The organism is Simplicispira sp. (assembly GCF_028687295.1).
Classification (GTDB): Bacteria; Pseudomonadota; Gammaproteobacteria; order Burkholderiales; family Burkholderiaceae_C; genus Simplicispira; species Simplicispira metamorpha.
This window is the reverse complement of sequence record NZ_JAQUAL010000103.1, coordinates 1-11,340: the sequence shown is the minus strand read 5'-3', so window position 1 is coordinate 11,340 and position 11,340 is coordinate 1. Positions and strand designations below refer to the sequence as shown.

At 65.4% G+C, this 11,340-nt stretch carries 9 protein-coding genes; 5 read left to right on the top strand and 4 right to left on the bottom strand.

The features are described from left to right. From PHX69_RS11525 to PHX69_RS11510, 4 genes are all read right to left on the bottom strand, one after another. Positions 1-1,267, bottom strand: a 1,267-nt coding sequence (locus tag PHX69_RS11525) for an efflux RND transporter periplasmic adaptor subunit (RefSeq protein WP_288043824.1), incomplete at its 3' end; no start/stop codon positions are given. Next, positions 1,264-2,955 (bottom strand): PepSY-associated TM helix domain-containing protein, encoded by a 1,692-nt coding sequence (locus PHX69_RS11520; RefSeq protein WP_288043823.1) that lies wholly within the window; start codon positions 2,953-2,955, stop codon positions 1,264-1,266. The genes PHX69_RS11525 and PHX69_RS11520, both read right to left, overlap by 4 nt. Before the next feature lies 1 nt (position 2,956). Beyond that, the gene (locus PHX69_RS11515; protein ID WP_288043822.1) at positions 2,957-3,247 is read right to left on the bottom strand and encodes a hypothetical protein; all 291 of its coding nucleotides are present in this window, start codon (positions 3,245-3,247) and stop codon (positions 2,957-2,959) included. 58 nt (positions 3,248-3,305) lie between these two features. Then, complete coding sequence (locus PHX69_RS11510; RefSeq protein WP_288043821.1) at positions 3,306-5,495, bottom strand: TonB-dependent siderophore receptor; 2,190 nt, start codon at positions 5,493-5,495, stop codon at positions 3,306-3,308. A 190-nt stretch (positions 5,496-5,685) separates the two neighbouring features. Between PHX69_RS11510 and PHX69_RS11505 the strand changes: the two genes are divergently transcribed. The 5 genes from PHX69_RS11505 (at position 5,686) to PHX69_RS11485 (ending at position 11,297) form a co-directional block, all read left to right on the top strand. Next, complete coding sequence (locus tag PHX69_RS11505; RefSeq protein ID WP_288043820.1) at positions 5,686-5,913, top strand: hypothetical protein; 228 nt, start codon at positions 5,686-5,688, stop codon at positions 5,911-5,913. Between the two features lie 308 nt (positions 5,914-6,221). Continuing rightward, positions 6,222-7,406 carry an imelysin family protein gene (locus PHX69_RS11500; protein WP_288043825.1) on the top strand — a complete coding sequence of 395 codons (1,185 nt, stop codon included), beginning with the start codon at positions 6,222-6,224 and terminating at the stop codon, positions 7,404-7,406. Between the two features lie 20 nt (positions 7,407-7,426). Next, positions 7,427-8,893 carry a di-heme oxidoreductase family protein gene (locus PHX69_RS11495; protein WP_288043819.1) on the top strand — a complete coding sequence of 489 codons (1,467 nt, stop codon included), beginning with the start codon at positions 7,427-7,429 and terminating at the stop codon, positions 8,891-8,893. Beyond that, complete coding sequence (locus PHX69_RS11490) at positions 8,890-10,014, top strand: imelysin family protein (protein ID WP_288043818.1); 1,125 nt, start codon at positions 8,890-8,892, stop codon at positions 10,012-10,014. The genes PHX69_RS11495 and PHX69_RS11490 overlap by 4 nt, the downstream gene beginning before the upstream one ends. A 14-nt stretch (positions 10,015-10,028) precedes the next feature. Further along, a complete protein-coding gene (locus PHX69_RS11485; protein WP_288043817.1) occupies positions 10,029-11,297 on the top strand; it encodes a DUF1513 domain-containing protein in 1,269 nt (422 codons plus the stop codon). Positions 11,298-11,340 lie beyond the last annotated feature (43 nt).

Sequence of the window (11,340 nt, the reverse complement as noted above, 5' to 3'; positions counted from 1 at the left end):
GCGCGGTGAGTGCGGTGAGCGCCGTCAACGGCACGGCGATCACGTCCTGGGCCTGGGCGGTGATGAAGCTGGCCTGTGCGGTCATCTGCGGCATCAACTCACCATCGCTGTTGTCCACGTCAAACAGTACGGTGTAGGCCACAGCCTTGGTGGCGGCGGGTGCGGCCATGCCGCTGCCTTTGCCATCGCCCCCGGGCGGTGCGGGCAGCACCTGGCGCACGCGGCCCGTCCAGCGCCGGGGTGTGGCCTCTTCGTGGCTGCCCAAGGTGGTGAAGTACACCGCCATGCCAGGCTTGACGCGGCGCACATCGGCCTCGGACACCTCCGTCCACACGGTCATGGCCGACAGGTCGGCAATGCGCAGGATGGTGGGGGTCTGGTAAGTGGCGTTCAGCGTTTGCCCTTCGCGCGCTTCCAGCGACACCACGGTGCCCGCCATGGGGGCGTAGATGCGGGTGTAGCCCAGCCGGGCCTCGTCGGCCTTGAGGGTGGCCTGGGTCTGGGCGATCTGCGCCTGAAGGTGGTCGATGCGGGCTACAGCCGATGCCAGCGTGGCCTGGGCCACCTCGACGTCTTCCAGCCGCGTCGCGCCGCCCTGTGCCAGCCGCTGCTGGCGCCCATGCTGCTGGCTGGCCAACTGGTGCTGCGCGTGCTGCTCGGCCAGCTGCGCGCGCAGCCCGGCCAGCGCGGCACGCCCGCCATCCACGCTGGCCTGCTGCACGCTCGGGTCGATTTCGACCAGCAGCTGGCCTTTTTTGACCTCGGTGCCGGGCTGCACATGCAAGCGCGTGACCTGGCCCGACACTTGCGCGCCCACGTCCACATAGCGGCGCGGCTGCAAGGTGCCAATGGCGGTGACATGGGCCTCGACCGTGCCACGTCCGACCGTGATGGTCTCGTAGCGCGCGCCCTCCTGGCGCACACCGGCCAGCGCCAGGACAGCCACTGCGCCCAGGCCCGCCAGCACGGCCACCCGGGCAGCCCAGCGCGGCCATGCGCTCAACAGCGCCACCGTGGCCACGGCGCCTACCGACCAAAATCCCAGGCACGCCACCACCCCCACCGAACCACCCCAGGCTTGCTGGCAAGGGAGGGCCACCGCCCCCAACAGCAGTGCGCCCGCCCAGCGCAGCCAGCGGCGCCGGGTGCTGGGCACTTCACGCAGGCCAGAGCACTGCTCGCAGTGGCGATCCATCGCCAACGCCAGCGCCAACATGCCGCCCCACGCCAGCCCCAGAGACACCAGGGATGCCTGCCATGCGCTCATGCCAGACTCCCCTGGTGAGCGGCCACCGAGGGCAGATCCGGTCGCACGGGTCGGTGCGGTGGTGTGCCCGCTGCTCCGCGCCGGTGCAGCCAGCGCACGGCCCATGCCGCTGCCACGCCCGTGGCCAGGGCAAACAGCTCCACGCCAGCGCTCTCCCAGTCGCCGCGCAGGATTTGTGCGGGCAGATGGTCGCCCGTGGTCAGCAGGTTGAGCACCGGCAGCAGCAGGCACAGTGCGGCCAGCGCGCCCATTTGCTCGCGCCACGCCGCAGCCGGGGGACGGGCCAGGGCGTGTACCAGGGTCAACGCCCACAACCCAAAGAAAACGCCCAGTTCCCAGTCATCGCGGTGCGCCAGGCCCACCGGAACCAGGCGGTTGGCCCACAGGTAGCCCACGCACCCCACCGCCAGACCGGCGATGGCCGCCACGTTCAACCCCTCGATCAACCGATACACGCGCGCGGTGGCTTCGCCAAACTCGCCCTGGTGCCTGGTGCGGCGCTTGACCATGAACAAAATAGCGCCCGTGGCCATCATGGCGCTGCCCGCCAGGCCGCCAACGAAATACAGCCACTTGAGCGCCAGCCCACCAAAAGTGACCATGTGCAGCCCGCCGATGACCGACTGGGCCAGCGCAGCGGTGCCGCCCTCCACACTGCCGGGCAGGCGCACTTGCAGCACATCGCCCGTGGCAGCAGAGAACATCGCCAAACCGGTGGTGGCGCTCAGGCGCTGGCGCAGGGCGTCGTCGTGGTTCCAGCCGTACACGCCGATGCGCGCCGCCGCATCGCCCGGGTGGTCGATTACCACGGCCCGCACCGGTTGCCCCATCAACTGCTGCCCGCGCAATACGAACGGCTCCAGATCGGGAACGGCCATGGCGCGGCCCGCTGGCTGGGGCTTGCCGGGCTCGTTCAGCGCGACCTGGAACGCGCGCATGGCATCGCTGCCCCCTCCGAACTGCGCAATGACCCCCGCTGGCATGAAAGTCAGGCCCGAGATCACGATGCCGGTGTAGGCGATCATGAACTGGAACGGCAGGGTCAACACCGCCACGGCGTTGTGCGCATCCAGCCAACTGCGCTGGCCTTTGCGGGTGCGAAAGGTGAAAAAGTCCTTGAAGATGCGCCGGTGCGTGATGACGCCACTGACCAGCGCCACCAGCATGGCCATGGCGGCAATGCCCACGATCCACAAGCCCACCTGGCCAGCGTGCAGCTCGTAGTGAAAATCGACGAAATGGTGGCCACCCAGGGTCTGGCGTGCGGCCGACGTGGGCTTGGCCGCAAGCGGCGCTCCCGTGGTGGTGTCCAGATCCACCGAGGCGTACTGTTGCTGGCGGTCAAACCAGTACACCCGCAAAGGGCCAGTGCCTTGCGCATCCGACGGCCACAGCTCCCACATGGCAGCACCGGGGTGGTGTTTTTCCATGTAGTTCGCCGCCCAGGCCAGTCGCTGCCCCAGTGGCGCCGTGGGCATGGCCGGGGCCGCGAGGGCGGCGGCTTCCTCTGCATGGTGCTCGGGTGTCATCCAGTGGGTGATGGGCTCGTCAAACACGGCCAGCGTGCCCGTGAGAAACACCGCAAACAGCAACCAGGAGAACCACAGGCCGCACCAGGTGTGCAACCAGGCCTGTGCCTGGCGAAACCCGCCCTGCCCGGCGCCATGGCTTTGCTTTGCACTGCCCATGTCAGCCCTCCAGGCGCGCCAGCAGCGCCGCCAATCCAGCCAGGGCAGCGGCAGGCACCAGCAACCCCATCCACACACGGCCCAGCGGTACGGGAGCAAAGGCCCAGACCACGGCCCCTACGTACACCACAAAACTCAACTGCACCCCTGCCAACACTGCCTCGGCCCGCCCGGGCAAGACCACGCCGCAAAAAACCACCCAGGCACTGGCCAGGAGGTAGCCGCCCAGCACGGCAGCGGTCACACGGGAGAGCAGGCCCAGGCCCGGTCGATGGATCACAAATGGGTTCATTCAGCCACCACAGGAAAAGAAAAGACAGAGAGATGGGTCAGTGGATCAGGGCGTGCCGTCAAAACCGCCCTTGCAACGTCACCACCACCGTGCGTTTTTCACCGTAGAAGTTGCCGTAGCCCGCATAGCCGACGGTGCTGTAGTAGGTCTTGTCGAACAGGTTGCCGATGTTCATGGCCACACTCCAGTCTTTGTCAATGGCGTAACCCAGGCGTGCCGACCACACGGCATAGCCCGGTGCCGTGAACTGGTAAGGCTGCCATTTGCCGTCATAGCGGCCAGTGGCCGGGTTGTAGGCACTGATGCCCGCGGCACGGAAGTGCTTGCCCTGCGCCACCACGCCAGTGCCCAGACTCCAGCCGCGCAGCGCACCACTGAAGCGGTAGTCCCCCCATGCTTTGAACAGGTGGCGCGGCGTGACGGTGCTAAAGCGTGCATCGTCCTTGCGCTTGTCCACGTTGTCGTTGAACGTGTAGCCCACGGCCACCTGCAAATTCGGCGCCACCTTGCCGGTCAACTCCAGATCGATGCCCTGGCTGCGCTGGTAGCCGTCGCGAAAGTAGCAGCAGCCGCCGCGCCAGTCGGTCTGCGGGTAGGCGGGGTCCACCACGCCCTGCCCTTTCTTCTCAGTGCGAAACAGGGCTGCGCTGGCGGTCAGGCTGCGGCTCCACTCCCCCTTGATACCCAGCTCATAGGTACGCCCGCGCACCGGGTCGAGTGGTGCGCCCGGCAGCGGCGCAGAGAACTTGCCCGCCTGCGACTGGTAGATTTCTGCCGTGCTGGCATAAACACTGGTGGTGGACGAGAGGTCATAGACCACGCCAGCGTAGGGCACGAACACATGGCCCTCGCGGCTTTGCGCGGTCAGCGTGCCATCCATGCCGTGCTGGGTGCTGCGGTCTTGCAACGTGTAGCGCCCGCCCAGCACCACCGCCCAGCGCTCGAGCGGACGCAGGCGCACCGAGCCGTAGAGACCTGATTTTTGCGCATTCGTCTGGGAGCCAGTAGTCCAGTCGCCCAGCGGAAAGCCCGGGTCCAGCGGCGGCGTGCGATCGAAGATATTGGCCGGCCCGATGCGGGGCCACAGGCTGCGGCTGACATCACGCGTGCGCTGCACATCCATCCCAAAAATCAGATCGTGGCGCTGGCCAAAGGCGTCGAAACCGCCCTGCGCGTTGACGTCCAGGCTGGTTTCGCGCTCTTTGGCCATGCCCTGGTGAATCCACCAGTCGGTACCAACCAGCGTACCGGGCGCAGGCGCACCCTCAATCTCGGCCGCGTTGACGCCCTCATTGAAGCGGGTGTGCCGCAGTTGTGCCTTGAGCAGCCAGCTCGGTGAGAGCTGGTGCTCCAGCTTGGCGAACAGCGCCGTGTTCTCGCGGTGAATCCAGTTCCAGGGAGTACCCATGTTGGTGCTGCGCGGCAGACCGATGTCGCTGCCGTCGGCGTAGCGCGGCAGACTGGCATTGAAGCCTGGGTTGCGGTCGTTCTGGTAACTCGTGCCCAGGGTCAGCAGGGTTTCGGGCCCGACGTCCACTTCCACGGTGCCATAGAGCATCTTGCGCTGCAGCCGCGAGGGCTCGGCCATCTCGTGGCGGTCGTGCGAGACCGCCACCAGCCGAGCGCGCACGCTGCTCTCGGCGTTGAGGGGGCCGGTGGCGTCCAACTCGGCGCGGTAGTTGGACAAGCTGCCCGCCGACAACAGCATCTGGGTCTGGCGCTTGGCCAGCGGGCGCTTGTAGGTGAAGTTGATGACACCGCCCGCCTCGCCCGCACCAAACAGCCCATCGGCGCCGCGCAGCAGGCTCACGCTGTCGAACTGCGCCATGTCCTGGCTGCGGCTGCCCGAGCGCGTGGAGCCGGCACCGCCGCCGTCATAGCGGATGTTGGTGATCGGCAGACCGCGCGCCTGGTAGGCGGTGTCCAGCCATGTCTCTTCGCGCGTCACGCCGGTGGTCTGGCCCATCACATCGTCGAGCGTGCGCAGCGCCTGGTCGTCCATGCGCTGGCGCGTCACCACCGTGACCGACTGGGCGATTTCGCGCAGCGACTGTGCCGTCTTGCCCACCTCCACACCGCGCGGCATGTAGGTATCGCTGGATTCGCTGTACACGTTGGGCGCTGCTTTTTCGGTCACCCGCACTTCGTCCAATGCGGGGGCAGTGCTGGCCGATGTCGGCGCCTCCTGTGCAAAGCTGGCACGGGGCAAGGCACTGACCAGGCAGGCGGCCGCAGCAACAGCATGCAAAGCAGCGGGTGCAGCGCGGCGAAAGGAAGGGGGACAGCGGTAAGGCATAGAGCGGTTCGTTATCAAGGGCCATGGAAGGCGCCCCACCGAGAAGGCCCACAGAGCGAGGCTGCGACAGCGCGCAACGTGGAAGCGCGCTGCAACAAACGGCACACACACCACAACCTATCGCCCCGCACAGACCACGGTAGTGGACGGCAAGGAATGCTGTGGCTGGGAGGGCAAAAACCGCACCGGGCTGGCAGTCAGCATGAAAATGAGATTGATTCTCAACAACATGCGGGATGCGATTCTAAATGCCAAATCCGACGTTGGAACCGGCTGTGGCAAGAATGAAACAGGATGTGCGGCGACGCAATTTCTGCCATTCACCACCACCCATATTTTTAATAAAAATATGCTCCTAACGCTTACATAGCAAGCGCTTATAGCTATGTTATTAATAGCAAAAATGGATTCATCCACGTTTTCATTGCGCGGATTTTTGGTGTGATCCGTGGCCAGAAGTTGATCACAGCACGGGCGGCAACCACGCCCTCAAGGCTGCAACGCTGCACGGTCTGAAGCAGCCCCAGTCAAAAATTCAAATAAGAATTACTTTCATTTATATAATCAAAAAATTCGCTGTCATTGCCATGGGTGTTGCTGCACCAAACCACCTGCACTGCCCCTGCGCACCAATTTTTATTTCACCATCCCCGGAGAATCCGCGTGCCCCTCACCTTGATGAACAAGCCCCTGTTGGCAACCGCGCTGACCTTCGCGGCCCTGAGCAGTAGCACTGCGGTGTATGCCCAAGTTGCTGGCATGCAGGCACAACAACCCATCAGCACCCATGCCGTGGCGGGCCATTACGCCGCGCTGGTCTATGCCAACTACAGCGACACCCTGGCCAGCGCCAAGGCGATGCAAACAGCGGTGCGGGCTTTTGTCGCCCAGCCCTCGGAGCCAACACTGGCCCAGGCACGCAAAACCTGGCTGACAGCGCGCGAGTTCTATGGTCAAACTGAGGCTTTTCGCTTCTACGGCGGTCCCATCGACGACGAAAACGGCCCCGAAGGCCGACTCAACGCCTGGCCCATGGATGAGTCGTATGTCGATAGCGTGTCGGGCAGGCCCAGCGCCGGCCTGGTAAACAACCCCAAGTTCACCATCACCAAGAAAAACCTGATCGCACAAAACGAGCGTGGCGGCGAAGAAAACATTGCCACTGGATGGCACGCCATCGAATTTTTTCTGTGGGGCCAAGACCTGTCTGACACCGGCCCCGGCGAGCGCAACTTTGAGGACTTCGTGGACGGCAAAGCGCCCCACGCCGACCGCCGCCGCCAATACCTCAGCGTGGTGACCGACCTGCTGGTGGACGACCTGAGCAAACTCACGCAGGCGTGGGCGCCCGGCGTGAAGGGCAATTACCGCGCCCAGTTCGTGCGCGGCGGCACCGAATCGGTGCGCAAGATGCTGGTGGGCCTGGGCTCGCTCTCGCGCGGCGAACTGGCCGGCGAGCGGCTGGAGGTGGCACTCAACAGCCAGGATCAGGAAGACGAACATTCGTGCTTTTCGGACAACACGCACCGCGATGCCGTGGCCAATGCGCTGGGCATTCAAAACGTATGGCTGGGGCAGTACCAGCGCGCCGACGGCAGCACCCTCAAAGGTGCGTCACTGCGCGATCTGGTGGCCACCAAAGACGCAGCGCTGGCAGAAAAGATCACACGCCAGATAGCCGCATCGGTACACGCAGCGCAGGCCATCCAAGCGCCCTTTGACCGCGAAATCATCGGTGGCAACGACGCCCCTGGCCGCCAGCGCATCCAAAAGACCATCGACAGCCTGACCCAGCAAAGTAAAGATTTGGTGGCTGGCGCCAACGCCATCGGCATCACCCGCCTGACGCTGGCGCAACCTTGAAACCGCTGCGTTTGCTTGCCATGCCCCTGTGCTTCTCTTCCCTGCGCCGACGCCTGGGACACCTGGTAGTTGCCAGTGTCAGCCTGGTAACTCTGGGCAGCCTGCTGGCCGACACCCCCACCGACCCCTTGGGCGAAAAGGTAGGCGGTGACACCACAGTGTTTGCCACCGGGCGCAATGCCTTCTCATTCCCCGCAGCCAACCTGTCGGATGCCGAGCGCACACGATTTGCCATCGGCAACTCGTTCTTTCGCCGCAACTGGGTCGAGGCACCGGCTTCCACCAAGGCACGCGATGGCCTGGGGCCGCATTTCATTGCACGCTCATGTGGCGGCTGCCACGTGCAGGATGGCCGGGGCGCGCCGCCAGACATGTTCAACCGGCTGGGCGAAACCCAAGACCCCACCGTCGCACTGCTGATGCGCTTGTCCATCCCTGGCACAGATACCCACGGCAGCCCCCGGCCCGATCCCGTGTATGGCGACCAGCTCAACAACGCAGCCGTCCAAGGCGTCAGGCCCGAAGGGCGCGTAACCCTGCGCTACCAGAGCGTGCAAGGGCAGTTTGCCGACGGCACACCCTACGAACTGCTCGCACCCCACTATGGCTTTGCCGATTTGGGTTATGGCCCCTTGCACCCTCAAGTGAGGGTCAGCCCGCGGATTGCCCCCCAGCTCATTGGCGTGGGGCTGCTGGAAGCCATTGCCGAGGCCGACATCCTGGCCAATGCAACCGACCAAGCCGCCGCACCGGGCCCCATCAAAGGCGTTCCCAACCGGGTGTGGGATGCGCCCTCGGGCCGCATGATGCTCGGTCGCTTTGGCTGGAAAGCCAACGTAGCGACCATCGCACACCAAACGGGCGCTGCCTTTGTCGGTGACATGGGCATCACCTCGCGCCACTTTGCCCAGGAGGCATGCAGGCCCGCGCAAACCGATTGCTTGGCAGCGCCCAGCGGCAAAAGCGCTGGCGCACAAGGCCAGACAGATGTCGAAATTGACGACCAAACCCTGAACAACGTGGTGTTCTACCAAGCCACGCTAGCACCACCGGCACGCCGCAAACCCGAGGATGTACAGGTGCTGCGTGGCCAGGCGCTGTTTGCCAAGGCCCAATGTGCCACCTGCCACCGCCCTAGCTATGTCACCCAGCACGGCCCTTTTGCACACCTGACCAGCAAGGCCCTATCGGATCAGCGCATCTGGCCCTACACCGACCTGCTGCTGCACGACATGGGCGAGCGTTTGGCTGACAACCGCCCCGACTTTGGCGCCAATGGTCGACAGTGGAAAACGCCACCGCTATGGGGCACTGGCCTGATCCGGGACGTGAATGGCCACACCAGGCTGCTGCACGACGGGCGCGCACGCGGCGTACTGGAAGCCGTGCTGTGGCACGGCGGCGAAGCCGAAGATAGCCGCAGTCAAGTGCTGAAAATGTCCCCCGCAGAGCGCGCTGCGCTGGTGGCGTTTGTGGAATCCTTATGACACCGTACTCTCCCGTCTGGAGCGCTTACCAACGCCTGCGGCGGCCCCTGCGGCACGCTGCGGTGCTGGCACTGGCGCTGTGGGCCAGCACTGCCGTGCAGGCGCAAAGCACCTGGCAGCGCGAGGCTGTGCCCTACTACGACACCGTGCACATGCTGCAAGGCCTCTATGGCCACTGGGCCTTGCCACGTGCCCAGGGCTTCGAGCGCACCGCACAGGCACTGCCACCGGCCATCAGCGCACTGTGCAACGCCCCTGCCGAGGCAGGGCAGGCGGCGCTGGCACGCGCACGCAGCGCCTGGCAAGACACCACGCTGGCGTGGGAGCAGTTGTCGACACTGGCCATCGGGCCGGTGGTCGAGCGCCGCTCGCTGCGCAGCATCGACTTTGCGCCCACCCGGCCAGCGCTGATTGCACGGGCCATCGCCACCCAGCCCCAGGGCGCACTCGCCTTTGAGCGCATCGGCACCCCGGCCAAAGGGTTGCCTGCGCTTGAATGGTTACTGTGGACACAGCCTGTGGCACCGGGCACACCGGCCTGTCGCTATGCCCACGAGGTAGCCCTTGACCTGCTGCGCGAGGCCACCGCCCTGCAAACAGCCTATGCGCAGGCAGCCGCCACGGATTGGGGCACCGAAGACCAGCAAGAGCGCTCGGCCCAGGCCATGAGCGAATTCGTGAATCAATGGGTCGGTGGCCTGGAACGCCTGCGCTGGGCACACATGGAGAAACCCCTGCGCGCCGCCCAAGTCACGCGTCCTCCCGACTACCCGCGCGCTTCCAGTGGACAGACGCTCGCTGCATGGAACGCTGCCTGGGCAGCTCTGCGCAGCGCCACGCTCCTGGCCGATAGCAACGCAGCCCCTGTGCCGGGCAGTACCCTGGTGCCACTGGAAACACAACTGCGCGGCATGGGCCTGAATCCCCTGGCCGATCGCCTACGCACCGCCGCACTGCGTGTAGACACCGCACTGGCGGGAGTAGCCCAGGCCGACATACACAGCGGCGCACAAGTGCAGCAGACTGCGCGAGCGCTGGCAGTGCTCAAGCACCTGGCGGAGTCCGAAGTGGCACCCGCACTCAAAGTCAGCATTGGCTTTTCTGACGCGGACGGCGATTGACACACGGGCACCGCATGGCTTTTCTTCGCTCTTCTTTGCCTATCTCTCGCCGCCAGGCGCTGGCCTGGGGCGCAGGCGCGGCAAGCCTGTGTATGGCGCAGCTAACCTACGCTAGTGGTCACCAACACCGCCGCCCTATTCCCGGGACCCTGCAACTGGCTGCGGCGTGGGAGCAAACCGGCGGCTTTCACCTGGGCGTGCTGGCCGTACCCGCCGCCACGGCACCAACGCTACAGGTGCTGACCGCGCTAGAGCTGCCCACCCGGGCCCATGGGATGATCGCTCCGCCAGATGGCAGTGTGCTGGCTGTGGCACGCCGCCCGGGCGACTGGCTGGTACGCTGGCAGCCCGGTAACGCACAAGCGCCGCAATGGCACTGGATAGAACCGGCACGCGCCTTCAACGGCCATGTGTTGGCCAGCCCCGATGGCCAGCGCCTCTACACCACTGAAACCGACCTCGAGACCGGCGCCAGCCTGGTCGGCGTGCGCGACGCACGAAGCCTCGAAAAACTCGACGAATGGCCCACCCATGGCGTGGATGCACACGAACTCATCTGGGATTCTCCCCAAGGCAATGCACCGGCCAGTCTGATCGTGGCCAACGGCGGTGTGCCCACCAGCGCCGACACCGGCCGCAGCAAGCGCGACCTGCACACCATGGACTCATCCCTGGTGCGGCTGCAAGGCGACAGCGGCGCGCTGCTGGGGCAATGGCGACTGTCCGACCAGCGCCTGAGCCTGCGCCACCTGGCTTGGAACACCCAGCGCAACGTACTGGGCATTGCCCTACAGGCCGAGCACGATCAAGAAGCCGAGCGAAGCATGGCTCCGGTGTTGGCGCTGTTCGATGGCCAGGCACTGCACACCGGCGCGCTAGCACCGCTGAATACAGTAACGGCGACAACAGACAGCCACAACCTGCACGGTTACGGCGGCAGCATTGCCGCAACCCGCCACGGCTGGGCTGTCAGCTGTCCGCGCGCCCAGGGCGTAGCGCACTTTGGAATACAGGGGCAATGGCAGGGTCTGGTGCCCCTGCCTGAAGCCTGCGCCTTGGCTGTGTACAACACGCAAGTTTGGGCAGCAGGCCGCAGGCATTCGCTACAAGACATACTGGCCAACACACCGCTCCTCCACCCCCACAGCGCGGCGCTGGCACAAGTGCGCCTGGACAACCACTGGGTAGTTCATTCAGGCGTAAGCGCGCGGCGATCCCATATTGACCTTTGCCGGCCACCCGGGTATCGCTCAAGCGCTCGAAGCCTGCCAGCGATGCGGTAGCAGTTCTCCCACCCGGCTGGCCCTGTGCGTGGGCAGCCGCGTG

Bases quoted from the DNA above. Each gene is read 5' to 3' on its own strand.
- PHX69_RS11515 (WP_288043822.1), bottom strand. From the start codon at position 3,247: ATGAACCCATTTGTGATCCATCGACCGGGCCTGGGCCTGCTCTCCCGT.
- PHX69_RS11485 (WP_288043817.1), top strand. From the start codon at position 10,029: ATGGCTTTTCTTCGCTCTTCTTTGCCTATCTCTCGCCGCCAGGCGCTG.
- PHX69_RS11495 (WP_288043819.1), top strand. From the start codon at position 7,427: ATGCCCCTGTGCTTCTCTTCCCTGCGCCGACGCCTGGGACACCTGGTA.
- PHX69_RS11500 (WP_288043825.1), top strand. From the start codon at position 6,222: ATGAACAAGCCCCTGTTGGCAACCGCGCTGACCTTCGCGGCCCTGAGC.
- PHX69_RS11520 (WP_288043823.1), bottom strand. From the start codon at position 2,955: ATGGGCAGTGCAAAGCAAAGCCATGGCGCCGGGCAGGGCGGGTTTCGC.
- PHX69_RS11490 (WP_288043818.1), top strand. From the start codon at position 8,890: ATGACACCGTACTCTCCCGTCTGGAGCGCTTACCAACGCCTGCGGCGG.